14 protein-coding genes and 1 pseudogene are annotated in these 21,608 nt (G+C 38.7%); 4 read left to right on the top strand and 11 right to left on the bottom strand.

Features of this window, described 5'->3' with window-relative positions; genetic code table 11:
- Nucleotides 1-1,347, top strand: coding sequence for an MlaD family protein (locus AA637_RS00450; RefSeq protein WP_446683446.1), 1,347 nt, complete (start codon nt 1-3; stop codon nt 1,345-1,347).
- On the opposite strand, the gene moaA is transcribed toward AA637_RS00450, so the two are convergent.
- Entirely contained in the window at nt 1,348-2,334 is a 987-nt protein-coding gene (moaA, locus tag AA637_RS00445; protein WP_446683445.1) for a GTP 3',8-cyclase MoaA, read from the bottom strand.
- Between the two features lie 42 nt (nt 2,335-2,376).
- On the bottom strand, nt 2,377-2,739 hold the full coding sequence (locus AA637_RS00440) for a DUF2237 family protein (protein ID WP_446683444.1): 363 nt from the start codon (nt 2,737-2,739) through the stop codon (nt 2,377-2,379).
- A 150-nt stretch (nt 2,740-2,889) separates the two neighbouring features.
- Between AA637_RS00440 and AA637_RS00435 the strand changes: the two genes are divergently transcribed.
- Nucleotides 2,890-3,333, top strand: a complete 444-nt coding sequence (locus AA637_RS00435) for an NUDIX hydrolase (RefSeq protein ID WP_446683443.1) — start codon at nt 2,890-2,892, stop codon at nt 3,331-3,333.
- Between the two features lie 55 nt (nt 3,334-3,388).
- Here AA637_RS00435 and AA637_RS00430 read toward each other — a convergent pair whose 3' ends face one another.
- The 5 genes from AA637_RS00430 to AA637_RS00410 all read right to left on the bottom strand — a co-directional run bounded on the left by AA637_RS00430 (nt 3,389) and on the right by AA637_RS00410 (nt 10,820).
- The gene (locus tag AA637_RS00430; RefSeq protein ID WP_446683442.1) at nt 3,389-4,012 is read right to left on the bottom strand and encodes a TIGR04282 family arsenosugar biosynthesis glycosyltransferase; all 624 of its coding nucleotides are present in this window, start codon (nt 4,010-4,012) and stop codon (nt 3,389-3,391) included.
- A gap of 6 nt (nt 4,013-4,018) precedes the next feature.
- Nucleotides 4,019-5,428 carry a DUF697 domain-containing protein gene (locus AA637_RS00425; RefSeq protein WP_446683441.1) on the bottom strand — a complete coding sequence of 470 codons (1,410 nt, stop codon included), beginning with the start codon at nt 5,426-5,428 and terminating at the stop codon, nt 4,019-4,021.
- Between the two features lie 57 nt (nt 5,429-5,485).
- Complete coding sequence (locus tag AA637_RS00420) at nt 5,486-7,363, bottom strand: hypothetical protein (RefSeq protein ID WP_446683440.1); 1,878 nt, start codon at nt 7,361-7,363, stop codon at nt 5,486-5,488.
- A 345-nt stretch (nt 7,364-7,708) separates the two neighbouring features.
- Entirely contained in the window at nt 7,709-8,554 is an 846-nt protein-coding gene (nadC, locus tag AA637_RS00415; RefSeq protein WP_446684503.1) for a carboxylating nicotinate-nucleotide diphosphorylase, read from the bottom strand.
- Nucleotides 8,555-8,795: 241 nt separating this feature from the next.
- Nucleotides 8,796-10,820, bottom strand: a complete 2,025-nt coding sequence (locus AA637_RS00410) for an ABC1 kinase family protein (protein ID WP_446683439.1) — start codon at nt 10,818-10,820, stop codon at nt 8,796-8,798.
- A 248-nt stretch (nt 10,821-11,068) separates the two neighbouring features.
- Between AA637_RS00410 and AA637_RS00405 the strand changes: the two genes are divergently transcribed.
- A complete protein-coding gene (locus AA637_RS00405) occupies nt 11,069-11,272 on the top strand; it encodes a hypothetical protein (RefSeq protein ID WP_446683438.1) in 204 nt (67 codons plus the stop codon).
- Nucleotides 11,273-11,274: 2 nt separating this feature from the next.
- Here the strand turns inward: AA637_RS00405 and AA637_RS00400 are convergent, their stop codons facing one another.
- The 3 genes from AA637_RS00400 to AA637_RS00390 form a co-directional block, all read right to left on the bottom strand.
- Complete coding sequence (locus AA637_RS00400) at nt 11,275-12,300, bottom strand: aspartate carbamoyltransferase catalytic subunit (protein WP_446683437.1); 1,026 nt, start codon at nt 12,298-12,300, stop codon at nt 11,275-11,277.
- Between the two features lie 88 nt (nt 12,301-12,388).
- Complete coding sequence (locus AA637_RS00395) at nt 12,389-13,876, bottom strand: NADH-quinone oxidoreductase subunit M (RefSeq protein ID WP_446683436.1); 1,488 nt, start codon at nt 13,874-13,876, stop codon at nt 12,389-12,391.
- A gap of 103 nt (nt 13,877-13,979) precedes the next feature.
- On the bottom strand, nt 13,980-15,866 hold the full coding sequence (locus tag AA637_RS00390) for an NAD(P)H-quinone oxidoreductase subunit F (RefSeq protein WP_446683435.1): 1,887 nt from the start codon (nt 15,864-15,866) through the stop codon (nt 13,980-13,982).
- Nucleotides 15,867-16,337: 471 nt separating this feature from the next.
- Between AA637_RS00390 and AA637_RS00385 the strand changes: the two genes are divergently transcribed.
- Complete coding sequence (locus AA637_RS00385; RefSeq protein WP_446683434.1) at nt 16,338-20,363, top strand: magnesium chelatase subunit H; 4,026 nt, start codon at nt 16,338-16,340, stop codon at nt 20,361-20,363.
- A gap of 271 nt (nt 20,364-20,634) precedes the next feature.
- On the opposite strand, the pseudogene AA637_RS00380 reads toward AA637_RS00385, so the two are convergent.
- Nucleotides 20,635-21,445 (bottom strand): annotated as a pseudogene (locus tag AA637_RS00380) (IS630 family transposase).
- Nucleotides 21,446-21,608 lie beyond the last annotated feature (163 nt).

Here is a 21,608-nt window from a genome sequence, read left to right as displayed (position 1 = left end):
ATGGCAAGTTCAAGGTTAGTAAGGGAAGGCTCTCTCGGTTTATTTATAATTTTAGGATTTGTGGTATTTGGTGGTGCTATTTTTTTCTTGAGGGGAACCCAGTTTCGTCAACAGAAATATGAGGTTAAACTACAGTTTGACAATGCGGGTGGCTTAAGGGAGGGCGGTAGAGTTTTATATAGAGGGGTAGAAGTGGGTACCATTGAGTCTATCACCCCCAGTACCCAAGGGGTAGAAGTCATTACTCAAGTAGATCAGGATTTAAGAATACCGAAAAATGTTGTGGCTCAAACTACCCAATCTGGTTTGTTAGGGGAAGTTATTGTCACCATCGTACCCGAAGAGCAATTGAGCGCCACGGCTTTAGAAATTGATCCCACCAGCCCTGAATGCCAACAACAGCAAGAACTTTTATGCAGTGGGGATTCTATTCCTGGAGAGTATAGCGGTGATTTGATTGCTAATATGACAAGGCTTAGTACCGTGTTTGCCGAACCTGTTTTTATTAATCAACTTAATGATGCTATAGTTAACATTGCGATCGCCTCTGAAAACGTAGCCGAATTAAGTAGTGAGTTGTCAGAATTTACCAGAAATGCAGGGGATGACATCAACAAACTCTCCTCCGTTGCTGATAGCATCATGACTACCTCAGAATCTTTTAACACCGCCGCCAACAGTGCCACCTCTCAAATCAATAGACTAGCCAACGATTTTAGTCAAACCAACAGAGAAATAAACCAACTCGTCCGCAACACAAACCAACTTATCGAAAGTAACGAATCAAATCTCAATAGCACCATTGCTACCCTCACCGACACAACCCAAGAAGTTGCTACCCTCGTCAGAAACGCCAACGCCGTAGTCACCAAAGTAGATCAAACCGTTGATAGTATCGATGTTGTTAAATTTGGACAAGATATAGAAACAACTATCGCCAACCTCGAACAAGTTACCACTAATTTAACCGCCCTTTCTCAAGAATTAAATAACCCCACAAACCTTGTCGCCCTCCAACAAACCCTCGACTCTGCCAGAGTTACCTTTGCCAATACTGCCAAAATCACCTCAGACATTGACGAATTAACAGGAGATCCCCAATTTAGGCTTAATATGCGTCGTCTTATTGATGGTTTAAGCAATCTTGTATCCTATACTGATGTGTTAGAAAAACAAATCGAACTAGCACAACTACTTAATCAAATAGAAGAATTAAATCAAAATCAGTCTCAAAATTCTCCCACAAGAACTTTTAATGTTACCAATGGTCAATTACCTAAAATAATGTCTTCTAATACCAACGACTCCCTAAATAACGTCAACCTAAAAAACATTGATAAAAAATAACTAACCCCCTATTTGAGACATAGTACGACTATAAATATTATCAGTCCCCGATTCTCTTTCCTTAAAATTAATCTCAGGTTTTAATAATAATAAATCCTGTACTTTTTTTTGAATAAAATTAATATTTTTTCCCGTTCTTAAAGCCTCCTTTAAGTTTACCTGTCCAGTCTCATTTAACAAACAAGGACGTAGCCAACCATCAGCGGATAATCTTAGCCGATTACAGCGATCGCAAAAACACTCCGACATCTGCGAAATAAAGCCTAAAGTTCCCTTTGCATTGGGTATTTTGAACACATCCGCAGGCCCATTTCCCCTAATATTACTTTCCTCCAAACCCCATTTTGCCCTAATTTTTTGTCTAATTTCCTCCGAGGGAATCCATGCTTTTTCAGTAAATAATTGACCGTTTCCAATGGGCATAAATTCAATAAATCTAACGTGCCAATTTTTATTAATAGTCAACTGAGCTAAATCCAACACTTCGCTATCATTTACCCCTGGAATTATCACCACATTTAACTTAAGAGGATTAAAACCCACATCATAAGCCCTTTGTATTCCTAACCATGTTTGATGCCATCGACTTTTGCCATGATTACCAATAATTTGATCAAATGTATCTTGATTGAGAGAATCTAAACTAATATTTATTCTCTTTAAACCAGCATCATATAAAGATTGAGCTTGATTCACTAATAAATATCCATTGGTAGTCAAAGATAGATCCTGAGTAGCAGACAAATTATTGATTTCGGCAATAATATCTACCAAATCAGGACGTAATAAAGGCTCTCCCCCCGTCAGTCTAAATTTAGTAAAACCAAGAGGAATAAAAACCTTTTTCAGTAAAGTTAATAACTCTTTTTTTGTTAAGATGTCCTCCGACAAAAGATAGTTTAATTCTTGTTCTTCTGGCATACAATATTGACAGCGAAAATTACACTTATCAATTAAACTAATTCTCAAATAGTCAATGGTATTCATAAAATAGTTTTTTGGGAGGAGAAAATAAACTTTCTCTTATTATTAAATAGAATGTTCTTGTAACACTTCTAAAGGTACAAATTTTAAGGCTTTTTCATGGGTAGAAGCCAAAACAATAGGCGGGGCAACTCCTGCTTCTAAGGCTTCTTGCCAACGGGATACACATAAACACCATTTATCCCCTGGTTTTAGCCCTGGAAAGTTGTACATGGGCATGGGGGTAATTAAATCATTGCCTTTATCTTTGCTATATTTCAAAAATTCCGCTGTCACCTGCGCACAGACGACGTGTAAACCAAAGTCTTCTGCCCCTGTATCACAGCAACCGTTACGATAAAATCCTGTCACGGGAGATTGACAACAAATTTCTAGGGATTTTCCTAGTACGTTTTTTGAGTTACTCATTATTAGCTTTTTTTCTGTAGATTTTCTACGGTAATAATGCCATGATAGTTGTTATTATACATTCTTCGCCCTGAGAGCTAATATTCTTCCCTTCCTTTTTTTGCAAGACTTACATTTCTTATATTCTATTTTAGAATTATGTCATCAAATATGGTTCAAGTAGCGTGCCGTGCAGCAGATCCCTTTGCGATCGCAATTATTTACCAAAACAATAAATATTTACTGCAATTGAGAAACAATATTCCTACTATAGTTTATCCTAGGTGCTGGGGGTTATTTGGGGGGCATATTGAAGAAGGAAAAACTCCAGAAAAAGCTTTAGTAAGAGAGATAAAGGAAGAAATTGATTATGATGTGGTCAACTTTTCTAAATTTGGCAACTATGAAGATAATAAAGTAATTCGCCATGTTTTCCAATTTCCCCTCAATGTTGATATTAGTCAATTAACCCTTAAGGACGGATGGGATTTTGCCTTAGTTTCTGCTGATGACATAAGAAAAGGAAAAATTTATTCCCATAAAGCCAATCAAATTCAACCTTTAGGAGATATTCACCACAAAATATTACTAGATTATGTAAGACTTTTTGAATAATTCTATGTTGTAAGTTAAATTAAACCATAAAACCTCAAGTGTGCTTTACTAAAAGTTACATTCTAAGTATATTTTCAATATTTTCGGGTAAATTAACTAAATCTTCTGGTCTATCTATGTCAGCTAAGATGGGTAAATTAAATATAGATAAGTTATAGTTTTTGGCAATATTTAGAGTATCTTGATAAACGGTATTAGTTCCCCATTTCATATTTTTAAATAAATATTTTACAGGCTCTTTTAAACCTATTAAATAATAACCTCCGTCTTTAGCTTCTCCGATTACTAAATCATGATTGTCCATAGCTAAAAATGCTTTTTCTAAAAAATCTACAGTTAATGATTGACAGTCGATGCCAATGACAATTACGGGCATTCCTGTTATGTTAAAGTTTGATTCTATTGCCGAAAACATCCTTTCTCCCAAATCTCCTTCGGCTTGGGGAATAAACTCCCATTTGTCGCCTAACCATTCTTCCATTAAAGTTTGATTTCCCCCTGCATAATATATTTTTACCCTAATATTAGGGTCAAGTTTTTCTGCTTTTTTAAGGGTGTTTTCTGTCATCAATTTTTGGATTTTAGCAGCTTTTTCAGCACCAATGGCAGGGATTAATCTAGTTTTTGTTTTCCCTTTTTCTGGATAGCGAGTAAAAATAATTAATGTTTTTTCTGACATTTTAAGTTATGCTTTTTGCCACCCTAGTTTTTGGGTAGTTTGTTTGATAAAGTTGTTTAAAAATGCTTGTTTTTGATTCTCCTTAAATACTTTTTCTATCTTATTTTTAATAATATTTAAGTTAAATTTAGAACTGTTTTCTTCTATGGTAATATCCTGTTGTTCTAAATATTCGATTAGGCTAAGACTACAGATTCTAGTCAAATAAGCGGCACTGATGCCTTGAATTACTCCCCCTGCAATGTAGGTGATAGTATTGGTTTTAAGGATAGTGGCGATCGCCTGAGATGACAATTCCACAATGCCTAATTTCATCATTAATTTAGCTAATTCTAAAGATATTTGTTTACCTTGATTGAGGGTTATTTTTTGTTGATAAATACTGCCTAAATCGATAATCATTTGAGTGTTAATGGCACCCACGGCAAGAAGATCTAAACTAGCAACAGGATTGGCAAAGGTGGCTGATGCGGCTATCCACTGATACTTTTCAACGATGGGTAAAGCCTTTTGTTTTCTGATGATGTTGAGTTGTTGATGTATTTCTTTTTTTAATCCGAATAATTGTCTATAGGTAGTGGCTAAAAATAAATCTTTTTGATGATTTTCTAGGGTTTGTGAGAGAGAATTAATAAGATTATCGCATTGAGGTTTGATGCTTTCTTGCCATTCTTGATAATTGTCTTTATCTTGATATTTTTTAACTTTAATTACTTCGCTTTTTGTGGAGATAATAAGAATTTCTGTGGGGTCAATTATTCCTTTTAATCTGGTTTCTAGTTGCTTTTGAATTATTTCTTTTTCTTCGGGTAAATTATAGTCAGATTGATTAAATACTAGGATAGTTTTTTGTTGCTTTATGATTAATTTTTGGATTATTTCTTTTTCTGATTCCGTCAAATCCCCTTGAACTACAAATAAAACGAGGTCATGATTAAAAAGTAGATGATCAAATTTTTGAGCATTGAGGGAGGATGGAGTAAAGGTTTCCAATTGACAGTTATTATTTTTTATCTCCTTTTCGAGAATATTTTTCAGGCATTCGCTATTTAATTTATGGTTACTAACGATCGCCGCTTGGACTATGGTACGATTAGTTTCGATAATCTCATTAAGCCTTTGAGCAAAAGGAGTTTCAGAAGATTCCGATTCCTGAGCAAAAATAGTAATTAATTTTTTTACCTGAGCTAAACTCCGAGCAAAAATTTCTGGGGTAACAGGATTAAAAACCACTGGAGGATTATCTTCTTCGCCCCGAGGATTGAATAACCAAAAAAAACCACTAACTAAAATTAAGCCCCAAAAACTGTACTCCCCTAGATGGGGAAAAGAGAGAGAAATTTTTTGCCAGAAAAAAATAAGGAAAGAAAGCCCAACACCAGAAATTAAAATTGGTTTTTTAATGGAAATACTCATAACAAAAAAGAAATAAGAGACAAAATTATCATAAAATTTTTCTCCCCCCTTGTCATCTTAAAAACTTGTTTGCTCTAAAGTTGGCTCTGGAGAAATTTCTGTATCTGGGGTAATGGGCGTTGATTCTTGGTCAGAATCATTATTAGGGGGAGTTATATTACGGGGGTCAACATTATTATTAGGGGGATTGGTGGGAGTTCTACGGGGGGCAGGAGGAGGGGCTAAACGGGCGCGCCACTGCTGAATATCTCGACGGGCGGCATTGTAGGCTGAGGTGCCCGAAGGAATCATGTCGGCGATATTGATAGCTTCTTGTAAAGAGTTAGTGCGTCTAGCGATGGCCAAAAGTTGCTCAGACCAACTATTAACCGCATTTCGTCCTTGGGCAGAAACATCGGTGGAGGAGGGTATGCGACGGGCGATGGTAATGGCACGGGAGAGGGATTGAGCATCTCTATTTTGGGCGATTTGAGAGGCTTCGTTAAAGTTTTGTCGGGCGGTAATTTCTCGACGCCATGTGCGAATCCTTGACTGAGCGTCGGAGTGTAAGGAGCGATTGCTCCCGATGGCACTGGCTACGTTAATGGCTTCTTGGTACCTATTTTGGCTACCGAGGGAAATGGCTCGATCTAGGGTGGGTTGATCTTCTACCCTTTGAATATTTCCTCTCCACTGGGCTATGAGGTTTCGGGCTTCACTGTGCAAGGCTCGGTTGGCTTCAATCATCTGGGCTTGGGCGATCGCCTCTTGCCACCCACTGACGGTATTACGAGAAGCCAATTCCCTTGCTCGATTGAGGTAGGGTTGATCTTCTTTAACTTGAATTTCCCTTCTCCATTTTCTAATTTCCTGTTGGGCTTCGGAGTGTAAGGGGTTTTCATTACTGATAAATTCGGCTCGGGCGATGGCCTGTTGCAAACTATCAACATTACCAGGTTTTGCCAAATCTTTGGCTTCGGTAAGGTAAATCAGATCCTCTTTTTGTAAAGTCCAACGATTTTTTAATTTTCTGGTTTCGGCATAAACCCCACTGCTAGAGGAGATTTTATCTAGTTGAGAGATGGCTAGATTTAGACCTGATACAGTGTTTAGGTTGGCGTTTCTTCCAGCACTAGCTAAATTTGACCAATCATCGGCTTTGTCTCGTATGGGGCTACTCCGAGGTATTTGACGGGCGATAGTGCTAACTTCTGCCCAGTTACGATCATCGATCAAATCCTTAACAATATCGATAATTTGTCCTTCTGCATCCCTTGCTAACTCGGTGGCACGATCATAGGAAAAACTAGATTTAGAAATTCGAGAGGCAATTTCAATGGTTTTGATCAAGTTATCTATTCCCCCCCTATTGATAGAAGCAAAGGCTTCGTCTAACTCGCTACTTTCTTCTTGGGCAAGGGTAATGGTTTGTACCATTTCATCATATTGGGTGCTACTCCAATAGGCGTTGTCTAGTTCTAATAGTTGGACGGTGGCTAAAAAGGCTTGATTCCACTGCCCACGGCGCAATTTTTCTTCGATGTCCGCCACGATACTTTCTCCTTCTTCCCAAACACTTTGCCATTCTTCTATTTTCTGGGAGATTAATGCTTCGTTGGCTTCACGGGTGGGGATTTTTTCAGCAATGGCGATCGCCTCTTCCAACTCTCCTTGATGATATTTTTCCTGTGCAATGGCTAAAATGCGATCGGACCAGGTGGTAATGTAGCGATCTACCTCACTAATGAGAGGATGATCTTCTGGTAAGTTAGAAATTAAATCAATGGCTGCCAAAAAACCTTCCACCGTATCTTCTTCTGCTCGTAGCTGAGCGCAATACAAGCGATTAGTCGCTGAACTAAATAACAAAGACAAATTATTACAACTGTTATTAGTTGGTAGTCTTAGTAACATGGCGGTAGCCGCAAAACCTACCCCTCCAAAAAAAAGTACCAAGAAGACAGATATTATTTGCCAGGAAAACAAATTGTTTTTGTTATCAGTTTTTGTCGTCATAGTTTGACTAGATTAATAATTGAAATAGTGTATTAAAATTTACCCTTATCAGGTCAAGATTAACTTTTTTTCTATATGTAAAATATATTGGGGATCATTCGCCTTGAGAGCATCGTCCTTAAAATTCAATTGATATAAAAAATACTTTTATGAAGATATTTTAACATGGGAATTAAAATAAATAGTGACAAGGTCTAAATCTTTACTAGGGGCATTGTTAAGTTTAGATCTGTTTTTTAGTTTGGGTGAGGAGTGATAACAATATTTTAAATATTTATTGAATGTTTAGAATTTCATGCTTAAATCTAGCCATGGTGCTTTGGTAATAGTGGCACTGGTGGAGATAAAATCAATTCCTGTCTGAGCCACTTGGGCAATGGTATCGAGGGTAATGTTACCCGATGCTTCTATTTTTATTCTCTCATTAGCCTGTCTGATAATTTTTACTGCTTCTATCATTTCAGGAATAGCCATATTATCTAACATGATAATATCTGCTTGATGATCGATCGCCTCTTGGACTTGCTCTAGGGTATTGGTTTCCACTTCAATGGTCAGAGGATAAGGTATATTACCACGAATAAGGGCGATCGCCTTAGCAATACTCCCCGCCGCTTCAATGTGATTATCTTTGATCATCACCGCATCATCCAAACCCATACGATGATTTAAAGCCCCTCCCACTTGAGTGGCATATTTTTCCAAAATTCTTAAGCCCGGAGTAGTTTTACGGGTATCCACCAACTGAGTAGGAAAATCGGCAATAGCCTCCACATATTTCCTTGTCATCGTCGCAACACCGCTAAGGTGCATTACCAAATTTAATGCTACCCTTTCTCCCGTCAATAAACCATCCATTTCTCCTTCCATTTCTACCAAAATAGTACCAGAAGAATAATATTCCCCTTCCCTCACTTTTTCGGAAAAAATAACCTTTTCATCTAATAGTTGAAATACTTGTTTGGCTATGGGTAAACCTGCAATTACTCCATTTTCTTTCAATAGCCAATGGGCTTTTTGGTATTTATTTTCCTCGGTAAAAATTGCGTTTGTAGTGCGATCGCCCCTACCAATATCCTCTAATAACCAACCCCGTAACAAAGGTTCTAAAATTAACTTTGAAGGTAAAATTGCCATAAAATAATATTTTGTATAAATAAAAAAATAGTTCCCCTTTATGAACTAGGGTGTATTTAATCTAAAAAGATGAAAACGCCATAACCTTTGTCCAATAAAGAATATAGCGTTTCATTAAATTCTAGTTAGAGAAAGAGTAAACAACATTTAGATTCTTAATTTACAATCATAAAAACCATACCCTATTCCTCCTCACCCCAACACATATAATCATATAAATTAGTGCAACGAACAACTATCTCATCGCCGCCACAGGTAAAGACAACTGATCTTTTTTACTAGGACTTTTACCATTACCATTATTATTAGAATTATTATCTAATAATAAATTACGAATCAACCTTGCCGTAGCCTTTTGAGCCAAACCCCCAGCAATTTGTTGACCCAACTTTTGAGTCTCAGAATTCTGTAAAATCTTCGTGATAATCGGTACCAATTTCATAGGATCATAACCATCGGTTTCCTGTAAAATTTCGATAATATTCTGTAAATGTTCCATAGATTGACTCTCCACCGAACCATTATTCATTACCGCAGGACGTTGAGGAGAATCCCAACCCACAACCCGACTCACAGAGCTAGAAATATTAAACCATGTTTTTTGCCCCATCTTATCCAGATAATTAACAATTTCAGTGGCTAATCTTTCTCTGATAAACTTACCCCTTTCAGAAAGTAAATATTCCATGCCCTGATTCATCACCCTATCAAAGTCATAATCAGGAGAATCTTTGGCATTACGCAACAAATTTTCTAAACGATTCCAACGGAAATTACCATCTTTAAATAGTAAATCCCTTAAACTAGCCTGTAATTGCTCAGATTGATCCGTTAACAACCTTTTGGCCACATAGGGATAAGCCTTACTCAATACCTTAAACTCAGGGTCAATATTAATAGCAATCCCTTCCAATGTCACCATAGAACGAATAATCAAAGCATAATAGGCAGGAACACGAAAAGGAAACTCATACATCATCGCCGACATTTCATCGGTAATCTTTTTGAAATTCAACTCCGCTACACTAGCCCCCAAAGCATTATTAAAAACTTCCGCTAAGGCAGGTATAATTGGCGTTAAGTCCGTTTCTGGGGTCAAAAAGTCTAAATTAACATAATCTTGGGCTAACCCATCAAAATCACGATTGACAAGGTGAACCACCGCTTCAATTAACCCATATCTTTGGTAAGGCTTAATATTACTCATCATCCCAAAATCTAGATATGCCAATCTACCATCCCCCATGGCCAAAAGGTTACCAGGGTGAGGATCTGCATGGAAGAACCCATGTTCTAGTAATTGTCTCAAAGAGCATTGCACTCCCACCTCTACCAAATGGGTAGCATCAATACCTTGAGCTTGGATTTTCTCAATATCCGTTAACTTAGTACCCTCAATCCATTCCATGGTCAATACCCTTCTGCCAGTATATTCCCAATAGATTTTTGGCACATAAATCTCCTCTAAATGACCATATAAATCTTTAAATTTAGAGGCGTTTTCCCCCTCCTTCATATAATTCATTTCTTCAAAAATTCTTGCCGCCAGTTCGTCAGTAATAGCGACTAAATCCGAGCGAATGCGCTTCACATTTTCTTTTACCCATGTAGCAATGCTACGCATGATGTATATATCAAGGGTAATTCTTCTAACCAAATCAGGACGCTGTACCTTTATGGCAACTTCTTCCCCTGTTTTCAATCTGCCACGATATACCTGCCCCAAGGAAGCTGCCGCAATGGGATTTGGAGTTATTTCTTGATATACTTCTTCTGGTTTAGAGCCTAATTCTTCTTCTATAAATTGATAAGCGATTTCATTAGGAAAAGGGGGAAGTTGATCTTGTAAACTGGTTAATTCTTCTAAGTAAGCAGGGGAAACTAAATCAGGACGAGTGGAGAGGGCTTGACCAATTTTGATATAAGCAGGGCCTAGTCTGGTTAAGATTTTTCTTAGTTTTTCTGCCTGTTTTTTCTGGTTTTTTTTCGATGTACCTAAAAGGGAATGCCACCAGTTAGTGAGCATGAATGATGCAAAGGGAAAAGAAATATTGATTAATCGACCTAATACTTGTAAAGGTTTGCCCCGATAATACTTGATAATAGTATCCGGATTATATTCCCAATCTTCGGGGGAGATGTCTGGAATTGGGCCTAAATTTTCCTGATGTGTCTTAGGAGTGGCAACAATTTCTGACGGGACATCAATTATCTTTTCTTCTTGATTAGATAATGGTTGGGGGGAAGTAGTTTGAGTCATGAGATCCGTACTATATTATTTAGTATCTGGGGTTGTTAGTCATTGTAACAATATCTTAACATTTTTCTCACTATTCGCCCGAATGGTTAATGGAGGGAAATTTGTAATTGACACTACCCGATAACTTAAGGCGTTGTTTTGGGCATCATAATAGTTAGAGAGTTTTTTATAATGTTCCCATCGTAGTAAAAGCAATGAAAAAATTTATTAGTAATATAACCAGTTTTTGTTTTCAAAATATGCTTTTTTTGCTCAGAACTAGCCCTTTATTATTGATCGTTTTTATCGCTTTTGGAGATCAATTTTTACCTGAGCCGTTGAGTAAGACAAGTTATCATCTCCGTACATCTATCACCAGCGCCTTATCTATCGAAGAAAAATCCGATGTTTTGGATAATAGCAAATATAATAATCGACGTGGCGATAAAATTGTCGAGGAACTTTCTCGATAACTTTAATTGGTAGATAATATTTGGGGGCTAATTTCTTGTTTTAAGTTACCAATGAGATATAGTAAAGCCATTCTCACGGCTACTCCGCTAGTAACTTGGTCAGAAATCAAACTGAGTCTTTCATCGTCCATTAAGTCTGAACTTATTTCTACCCCTCGGTTTACAGGGCCTGGGTGTAATACTTTAACTTCTGGATTGCACCATAAGAGGCGATCGCGCGTAATCCCAAATAATTGATGATATTCCCTTAAACTAGGTAATAAATAATCTGCCATACGCTCTTTTTGTAGCCTTAAAGTCATCACAAAATCAGCATTTTCAAGGGCTGGTTTAATGTGCCAATGGATAAATAAACGGTCCCTATATTCAGGTTTAACCGTGTGAGCAAATAGATGGGGTAAAAGGGTAGGAGGAGCGCAAAGATGCAAATGCACCCCAGAAGCCAACAGACTGTTAATATTGGAACGAGCTACACGAGAATGGATTATATCCCCCACAATGGCAATTTTTTTTCCTTCTAACAGGGCGGTGCGAGGATTTTTGGGATCTAATAAATTAGAGATAGTAAATAAGTCTAATAACCCTTGGGAGGGATGTTGGTGTAAGCCATCCCCCGCATTAAAAATACTTACCCCCGTTTTTAGTCGATCCATCTCTTGGGCAATGTTTAAAGGTACTCCCGATTGACTGTGACGAATTACCATGATATTCGCTCCCATGGCCAAATAGGTTTTGGCAGTATCAAGGATGGTTTCCCCTTTGGTGAGGGATGATGAGCTAGGGGCGAAGTTAAGAATATCCGCCGATAGCCTCTTGGCTGCCAACTCAAAACTGCTACGGGTACGGGTGGAAGGCTCAAAAAACATATTCGCTACCACTTGCCCTTGCAAGGCTGGAACTTTTTTAGTTCTACTTTTCAAGACATCCCGAAAACTAGCAGCGGTGGTTAAGACGGTGTCGTACTCTTCTTTGCTAAAGTCTTCTAGGGAAATAATATGTTTTTTTGTCCAGTGGGTTGTAGTCGTCATATTTTGGGTTTTTGTTAATGTTGTTGATGAGGAATTGGGGTACTTCAATTATCCATTCTCAATTATCCATTCTTAATTATCAATGGTTTTAACTATTGATTTGTTGCTCAACAACAATTTGATTACCGTAAAGAATCACCGAGGCTTCGGTTTTACACCATCTCAGCATCCAATCTGGTTGTAAGCCAAAGATGATGATAAGTATGGCAAGGGCGATCGCAGGTATTCGCTCAGACCACATTACTCGAGGCAAACTAGCCAACTCAACAGTTAAACGACCAAAAAAGACTCGATTAACCATTAATAGGAAGTAAACAGCCGTTAAACCCGTTCCCACTAAACATAATAGAGTCGGTATGGGAAAAATGGGAAAACTACCCCGAAATACTAAAAATTCAGCGATAAAACCAATCATTCCTGGAATTCCGGAACTAGCCATCACCGCCAAAATCATCAAACTACCCGTTACAGGCAATCCCCTTTCAGGATTTAACAAACCACTGAGGTAGTTTACATCACGGCTACCCGTTTTTTTGTACACAATACCCACCAAGATAAATAACATGGCGGAAATTAAACCATGGCTTACCATCTGTAAAATACAAGCCTCCAAACTTAGGCGGGTAGTGGCAGCCGCCCCCAGTAAAATATATGCCATATGGGCGATAGATGAATAAGCAACCACCTTTTTCATGTCCTTCTGGGCGATCGCACAGGATGCCCCATAAAGGGCGCTAATGGCCGCCAAAAAGGCTAGATAGGGAGCTAATACCAACCAACCATCACGAAATAAACCAACCCCAAACCTGAGTAAACCATATGTTCCTAACTTCAACAATACCCCTGCCAACAACACTGATACGGGTGTACTAGCTTCCACGTGGGCATCGGGCAACCAAGTATGGAAAGGGAAAATAGGAATTTTGATAAATAAACCAATCAACAAAGGAATTAAAAGTAATACCTGACTAGCCACGGGAATAGAATGAGATTTTAAAGGCTCAAAAGCAAAAGTTGATTCTCCACTCAACCACACTAAACCAAGGAAAGAAACTAACACTAAAAATCCAGACAATACGGTGTAAAGTAAAAACTTCATTGCCGCATAACCCTTTCTTTGTCCTCCCCAAATGGCAATTAAGAAATACAGAGGAGCTACTTCCACCTCATAGAAAAGGAAGAATAGTAGTAAATTTTGTGCGAGAAATGCACCCATTACCCCAGCACTAAGCAATAAAACTAAAGAATAATAAAGTCTAGGACGTGGTAAATCTTTGGGAGTGATATAAATTGCTGTTAAAGTTAAAAAACTATTCAGACAAATAAGAGGAAAAGATAGACCATCTAAACCTAAATCATAGCTAAGTCCTAGCCAATCCAACCACTGATAATGCTCTGTAAACTGTAAACTGAAAGTATCAGTTCTAAAATTAAAAGCAATATATAAATTAACCACAAGGGTAATTATCGCAAACACTAAAGCGATATTACGATAGATATTAGGGTTTTTATTTTTGGGTAAAAAGCCCACCACTAAGCCCCCTAATACTGAAATCCAAATTAACAAACTCAGCATTTTTTTAAAAGTAAATAATCATAAATTTTTTCTTACAAGGAGCTTAAGCCCCTTGCCCAAAACCAACGCCAGATCAACAAGTACGGTGGGCATTGCTCACCAACTAAAAATTCCAATAACTAAGAATATTACCCCATTGACCACTCACAATTGACCACATCAAAAGACTTACCCCCACTAAGATGGTAAGGACATAAAACTGAGATTGTCCAGAAGTGTTGTACTTTAATGCGTTACCGCTAAAAATAGCGAATAAACTCACCAAGTTTACCGCCCCATCAACCACATAACGATCAAACCATGTCGTTAGACGAGATAAGGCAGTGACAAAAGCCACCACGGTATATTGATAAATTTTGTCTAAATAGAAGTCGTAGGCCAGTAAATCTTGGGTAAAACGGACAAACTTGTTTAAAGGACGATCCCATAATCGATGTAGTGGTAAAGTAAAACCAACAATGACTCCCACCGCCCCAGAAATAATTAATGCGGGTACGGCAAAAGTCAATATCTGACTATTATTATTAGTTAGGGGTGATATGGGGCTTAACCATAGAGAGTATTTAATAGGAATTAAAGGGCTTAGTAAGGTGAAAATTGTTAATGTCACCATGGGTAAAGCCATGGACCAAATAACCTCTGGCGCTCTTTTTGTTTTCGGTTGGGTTTGTCCTAGGAAAACAAGACGAAATACACGGGTGAAGTTAAGGGCATTAATTAGATTTACCGTTAACAAAATCCCCAATAACCACCAAGGGACATCTAATTTGCCGTCAAACCAACGAGAAAGGGTGAAAAACATTCCTAGGGGTAATAAGCCCACAATTCCTGCACTACCAGTCATAAAGGCGATCGTTGTTGCGGGCATTTTTGACCATAATCCCCCCAACTCGGTAATATTTTGAGCTGTGGTAGTAAGAATCACCGAAGCCGCACTCATGAACAATAAAGCCTTGGCAATGCCATGGGTTAAGACAATCAGAAAAGCAATATCTACATGACCCAAACCCACTGCAATAAATGCTAAACCTAAATAGGCACTGGTAGAATGGGATAAAGTTCGCTTTAAATCGACCTGTGCCAAGGCAATTAATGAACCACCAATGGCAGTAATAGCACCAATAATAATTAAAGCATCCGCCGATACAGGAGAGAGAGTAAATACAGGCTCTAATTTAATCAATACATAAGCCCCCGCCGAAACTACCACGGAATTTCGCAGAATACTAGCAGGGCTAGGCCCTTCCATTCCTTCATCTAACCATAGGTTAAGGGGAAATTGAGCGCACTTACCAGTAGGCCCAGCAATAAGGGATAAACCCAACAAAGCGGCGGTAAAATCAGATAGAGGATGATCAGCCGCCCAAGTGGTTAACTCAGAAAAAGTCAACCCTGCCCCATAGCTAGAAAGAGCCACTAAGCCCATTAAAAGAATAATATCTCCCACTCTTTTAGTAAGAAAAGCATCTCTGGCCGCTGTAACGACGAGGGGTTGAGCATACCAAAAACCCACTAATAAATAGGTAGAAAGGGTTAATAGTTCTAATAAGCCATAGCTGAGGAGTAAAGAATCACTTAGGGCTATACCGCCGATAGCTGCCTCAAAGAAACTCATGATACCGAAAAATCTAGCCAAAGACCAATCTTTCTCCATATAACCGATCGCAAATACCTGTGCCAATAAGCTGATTAATGTAACCAAACTTAGGGCCGTCATGCTAATCTGAGAGACTTCCACCGCAAAAGATAAATCTAAATCAGCGATGGTAAACCAGGGAAAATTTAAATTAAAAGAATCATGGTTCAAAACATAACTAAAAGCCACACTACCATGAATAAATGATAGTAAAGTCATCAAAATATTTATATAAGCCGCCGGCCGTGGCCCTGTACGACGCACAAACCCTAAAGCCCAAGGAAGGGTAAATAATGCCCCAAGTAAACTATAAAAAGGTACTAACCATACATATCTAACCAGAAATTCTGTCATCACCTTGAATTTTTCTTATCTGCAACTTTAGCTCAATCAAAAATTACCTAATTCCATGACAATGATTTAAATCATTAATAAACAAAAAAGGCAAATTAATATAAAAACGTTTTCTTAAATTTGTATTGACTGTACCATATTTTAGCCTTCTGCCCAGAATCACCTCATCAATTAGACGTTACCGAAAAAATGGTCTAGGGAAGGCGAAAAACCGAGAATATTATCCTTGCTTCACAACTTGATTTTTATGGAAAAACCATGGTTTTCCCTTGATTTCTTAATTTTCATTCTCAAAAACCGCATACTTGTAACAATTTGTAACAAAATACTACGGATTACCGTAAAGATTCCCAAAAATATAGGTAAAAGAGCTTATTTTCGTGGTACAAACAATAAAGAGCGTATATTAAGCTCTGTAATAATTCTTAACATATCCCGTTTAAATTCACCTAAATAGGAGAAAAAACATTAATGTTTACAAACGTAAAATCCGCCATCAGACACATAGCACCAGAAAACCTAGGAGATCGTGCTTTAATGAAGGTGGTTTATGTTGTTTTAGAACCTCAGTATCAAAGTTCTATTTCTGCGGCCATCAAATCGATTAACGCCCATAACCCCAATCTCGCCATTGAAATTAGCGGTTATCTCATCGAAGAATTGAGAAGCCCTGAAAACTATGAAGAGTTCAAAAAAGATGTCTCAGAAGCAAATATTTTCATTGCATCTTTAATTTTCATCGAAGAATTGGCTCAAAAAGTGGTGGAAGCTGTGACTCCCCACCGTGACACCCTAGATGCGGCAGTAGTCTTCCCCTCCATGCCCGAAGTAATGCGCCTCAACAAAATGGGTAGCTTCAGCATGGCACAACTCGGACAAAGTAAGAGCGTCATCGGCGACTTTATGAAGAAGCGTAAGCAAAAGTCGGGGGCTGGTTTTGAAGATGCTATGCTCAAACTTTTACGCACCCTTCCCACGGTATTGAAATATTTACCTGTGGAAAAAGCTCAAGATGCTCGTAACTTTATGTTAAGTTTCCAGTATTGGTTGGGTGGTTCTGCTGACAACCTCGAAAACTTCTTCTTGATGTTGGCTGACAAATATGTCTTCACTGGGGAAAAATCTCTACTTAACCGTAACGCTAAGTATGCTGAGCCTATCGTTTATCCTGATATGGGTATATGGCATCCCCTTGCCCCCACTATGTTTGAGGACATCAAAGGGTATCTCAACTGGTATAACAGCCGTGATGATATTAGTGATGATTTAAAAGATCCTCTTGCTCCTACCGTTGGGTTAGTATTACAACGGACTCACTTAGTAACTGGAGACGATGCCCACTATGTGGCGATGTTACAGGAGTTTGAATATCGTGGTGCAAGGGTAATTCCTGTATTTGCGGGTGGTTTGGATTTTTCTAAGCCTGTAAATGAGTATTTCTGGGATAAGCCTGTACAAGGGGTGGAGCCTTTACCCATTGTAGATGCGGTGGTTTCTTTGACTGGTTTTGCCCTCGTGGGTGGCCCTGCTAGACAGGATCATCCCAAGGCGGTAGATTCGCTCAAGCGTCTCAATCGTCCCTACATGGTGGCTTTACCTTTGGTATTCCAAACCACGGAAGAATGGGAAGAAAGTGATCTTGGTTTACACCCTATCCAAGTAGCGTTGCAAATTGCTATTCCTGAGTTAGACGGTGCTATTGAGCCTATTATTCTCTCTGGTAGAGATGGTAATACTGGACGCTCTATTACTTTACAAGATAGGGTAGAGGCGATCGCCTCCAGGGCTTTAAAATGGACAAACCTACGCAAAAAACCCAAATTAGAGAAAAAACTTGCCATTACCGTCTTCAGTTTCCCCCCCGATAAAGGAAACGTCGGTACAGCGGCTTATTTAGACGTATTCGGCTCTATCCATGAAGTCTTGAAGGGAATGCAACACAACGGCTACGACATCCAAGACGTACCCGAAACCCCCAAAGAACTAATGGAAATGGTCATCCATGACGCTCAGGCACAATACTCTAGCCCTGAGTTAAACGTGGCTTACCGCATGAGTGTGGAAGAATATGAGCGTTTAACCCCTTACTCCCAAAAACTAGAAGAAAACTGGGGACCACCACCTGGACATCTTAACAGTGACGGTCAAAACCTCTTAATTTACGGTAAACACTTCGGTAACGTCTTTATTGGGGTACAACCTACCTTCGGTTATGAAGGAGATCCCATGAGATTGTTATTTTCTCGCTCGGCTTCCCCTCATCATGGTTTTGCCGCTTACTACACCTACCTTGAAAAAGTTTGGGGCGTGGATGCGGTACTCCATTTCGGAACCCATGGCTCCCTCGAATTTATGCCTGGTAAACAGATGGGGATGTCTGGAGATTGTTACCCCGATAGTCTCATCGGTAATATTCCTAACATCTATTACTACGCTGCCAACAACCCCAGTGAGGCAACCATCGCCAAACGTCGTAGTTATGCCAATACCATTTCTTACCTTACCCCCCCCGCTGAAAATGCTGGACTCTACAAAGGTTTGGAAGAATTGAGTGAGTTAATCGGTTCTTACCAAGGGTTAAAAGAAGGTGGTCGTGCGGTGCAAATCGTTAATACCATCGTTGATCAAGCCCGTATCTGTAACCTTGATAAAGATATTCCTGAAATTGCTACCCCCGAAGGGCAAGAGCCTCAATTATTTGACTCTAGCACCCTCACCGAAGAGCAAAGGGATACTATCGTTGGGGCGGTATATCGTAAGTTGATGGAAATCGAATCTCGTCTTTTACCCTGTGGGTTACACGTCATCGGTAAACCTCCTACCGCTGAAGAGGCGATCGCAACTTTAGTCAACATTGGTAGCTTAGATCGTGAAGACGACGGAATCTGGAGCTTACCCACCATCATCGCCAGAAGTATCGGGCGTAATATGGAAGAAATTTATCGTAACGCCGATAGAGGGGTACTCGCCGATGTAGAACTATTACAACACATCACCGAAGCCACCAGAGCCGCCGTCAGAGCCTTAGTAGAAGAACAAATTAACGCCGAAGGAAGAGTCTCCCTTGTTTCCAAGTTAAACTTCTTCAACATGGGTAAAAAAGAACCTTGGGTTGCCAAACTCCATGAATTTGGTTATACCAACGTGGATGAAAAAGCCATCAAACCCCTATTTGAATTCCTCGAATTTTGCCTTGAGCAAGTTTGTGCCGATAACGAATTAGGCGGTTTACTCAAAGCCCTTGAGGGGGAATATGTACTACCCGGCCCTGGGGGAGATCCCATCCGTAATCCCAATGTATTACCCACAGGGAAAAACATTCACGCCCTAGACCCTCAAAAAATCCCCACCCTAGCCGCCGTACAATCAGCTAAAATCGTGGTGGACAGACTCCTAGAGCGTCAAAAGATCGACAACGGTGGTAAATATCCCGAAACCATCGCCTGTGTATTATGGGGAACCGACAACATCAAAACCTACGGTGAATCCCTCGCTCAAATCATGTGGATGATTGGGGTAAAACCTGTACCTGATGCTTTGGGAAGGGTTAACAAACTCGAATTAATTCCCCTAGAAGAATTAGGCAGACCCCGCATTGACGTAGTGGTAAACTGTTCTGGGGTATTCCGTGATCTATTCATAAACCAAATGAACTTATTAGATCAAGCGGTGAAAAAAGCAGCGGAAGCCGATGAACCCATCGAGATGAACTTTGTGCGCAAACACGCCTTAGATCAAGCAGAAGAAATGGGTATCAACCTCCGTCAGGCGGCAACCCGTGTATTCTCTAACGCCTCTGGTTCCTATTCTTCCAACGTTAACTTAGCCGTAGAAAATAGTAGCTGGGAAGAAGAGCAAGAATTGCGGGATATGTACTTAAACCGTAAATCCTTCGCTTTCAACTCCGACAATCCGGGGGTAATGGATGAAGGCAGAGACATTTTTGAGAAATCCTTGAAAACTGCTGATGCCACCTTCCAAAACTTAGACTCCTCCGAGATTAGCTTAACCGATGTATCCCACTACTTCGACTCTGATCCTACCAAGGTAGTAGCATCCTTGCGCGATGATGGTAAAAAACCCTCTGCATACATCGCAGACACCACCACCGCTAACGCTCAAGTGCGTACCCTCTCGGAAACTGTGCGCCTAGATGCCCGTACCAAATTATTAAACCCCAAATGGTATGAAGGTATGTTATCCCACGGTTATGAAGGGGTAAGGGAATTATCCAAACGCCTTGTAAATACCATGGGTTGGAGTGCCACCGCCGACGCTGTGGACAACTGGGTATATGAGGACACTAACACTACCTTTATCCAAGATGAGGAGATGTGTAAACGGTTGATGGATTTGAACCCCAATTCTTTCCGTCGTATGGTTAGCACTTTATTGGAAGTTAACGGCCGTGGTTATTGGGAAACTTCTGATGAGAATATTGAGAAGTTACAACAACTTTACCAAGAAGCGGAAGATCGCATCGAAGGTATTGAGTAAATTTTTGATTATCATTAATTAACTGTAGGGTGGGCATTGCCCACCTTTTTTAATTGTATTATTAGAGTTAGTGTTTCCAATAAATAATCAATACTTAGAAAATTAATAATGGTGAATAATTATAAAATAATAGAAGTTATTAGGGAATATTTAAAAAATCAACCAGAAATTAAATTAAATAACATTGATTTAGATGATATACAGTCTTTTTTTTCTTATTTAGTGAGCCATAACAATAGATTTATAGTCAATCAAAATAAGACTGAGACATTTAGCTAGTACTATCGCTATACATTTTTGCTCTTTTTAAAGCACTAAAATCGTGTTCAATATCATTTAAATCTGGTGAATAAGTTGGTAAAAACATTACTAGATGACCTGCTTCTTCTACTAATTCTTTTATCATATTTTTTCGGTGGATTGGTGCATTATCCATTATTAGTATTGAAAATTGTTTTAGTGATGGTAATAAATACATTTTTAGCCATGATTCAACACTTTCTGCATTTAAACTTCCTGTAAAGATCATTGGAGCAATAAAATCTTTTTCTTTCTTTCTTCTTCCTGCTACTAAATTTTCTCTTTTTCCTCGTTTTCCTTGTTTCTCATCATAAATTTTTTTTCCTTTTTTTGACCACCCATAAATGCAAGTACTTATTTCCTCAAATCCTTACTCATCAATAAATACCATACTCTTACTTCCGTATTTTTTGACTAATTCTCTTAATTTTTGTAAGTATTCTATTCTTTGTTTTCTATTTCTTTCTCTATAACGTAACTGTTTTTTTTCTTGTTATGTTCATTTTTTTGAATGCATGAGATATTGCTGACATTGTTACTCCAAATTTTTTCGCTCTATCTATTAATTTATCATCTGGATTTTTCACTACATCTTCATATAGTGCTGATTTATCTAATTTTCTTTGACGAGTTTTGACCACTGTTGGTCTTAAATCTTTTCTATTCAACCATCTATATATTGATGCTCTTGATATTCCAAATATTCTCGATGCTTTTGTTACGTTACCTCTATTTTCTACATAGTCAATTACTTTTTGTCTTAATTCTATATGATGGGGCATTATACTTAAATATAAAAATAATTACTTCATCCATTATTTTACCCTTGATTGGTTCATACTTAAGTAAAGTGACTATAATACTGCATATCTTTTAAACTATCTTTACAAAAATATTTCTCATAAAGAAGTTGCAAAAAGAAAAACAACGGCAAGAGACTTTGAA

Source organism: Cyanobacterium sp. HL-69, from assembly GCA_002813895.1.
GTDB lineage: Bacteria > Cyanobacteriota > Cyanobacteriia > Cyanobacteriales > Cyanobacteriaceae > Cyanobacterium.
Note: the sequence above shows the minus strand (reverse complement) of the source record. Positions and strands in the feature narration are given on the sequence as shown.

Coding starts and splice junctions, on each gene's coding strand:
- AA637_RS00450 (WP_446683446.1), top strand. CDS start 1: ATGGCAAGTTCAAGGTTAGTAAGGGAAGGCTCTCTCGGTTTATTTATA.
- moaA (WP_446683445.1), bottom strand. CDS start 2,334: ATGAATACCATTGACTATTTGAGAATTAGTTTAATTGATAAGTGTAAT.
- AA637_RS00440 (WP_446683444.1), bottom strand. CDS start 2,739: ATGAGTAACTCAAAAAACGTACTAGGAAAATCCCTAGAAATTTGTTGT.
- AA637_RS00435 (WP_446683443.1), top strand. CDS start 2,890: ATGGTTCAAGTAGCGTGCCGTGCAGCAGATCCCTTTGCGATCGCAATT.
- AA637_RS00430 (WP_446683442.1), bottom strand. CDS start 4,012: ATGTCAGAAAAAACATTAATTATTTTTACTCGCTATCCAGAAAAAGGG.
- AA637_RS00425 (WP_446683441.1), bottom strand. CDS start 5,428: ATGAGTATTTCCATTAAAAAACCAATTTTAATTTCTGGTGTTGGGCTT.
- AA637_RS00410 (WP_446683439.1), bottom strand. CDS start 10,820: ATGACTCAAACTACTTCCCCCCAACCATTATCTAATCAAGAAGAAAAG.
- AA637_RS00400 (WP_446683437.1), bottom strand. CDS start 12,300: ATGACGACTACAACCCACTGGACAAAAAAACATATTATTTCCCTAGAA.
- AA637_RS00395 (WP_446683436.1), bottom strand. CDS start 13,876: ATGCTGAGTTTGTTAATTTGGATTTCAGTATTAGGGGGCTTAGTGGTG.
- AA637_RS00390 (WP_446683435.1), bottom strand. CDS start 15,866: ATGACAGAATTTCTGGTTAGATATGTATGGTTAGTACCTTTTTATAGT.
- AA637_RS00385 (WP_446683434.1), top strand. CDS start 16,338: ATGTTTACAAACGTAAAATCCGCCATCAGACACATAGCACCAGAAAAC.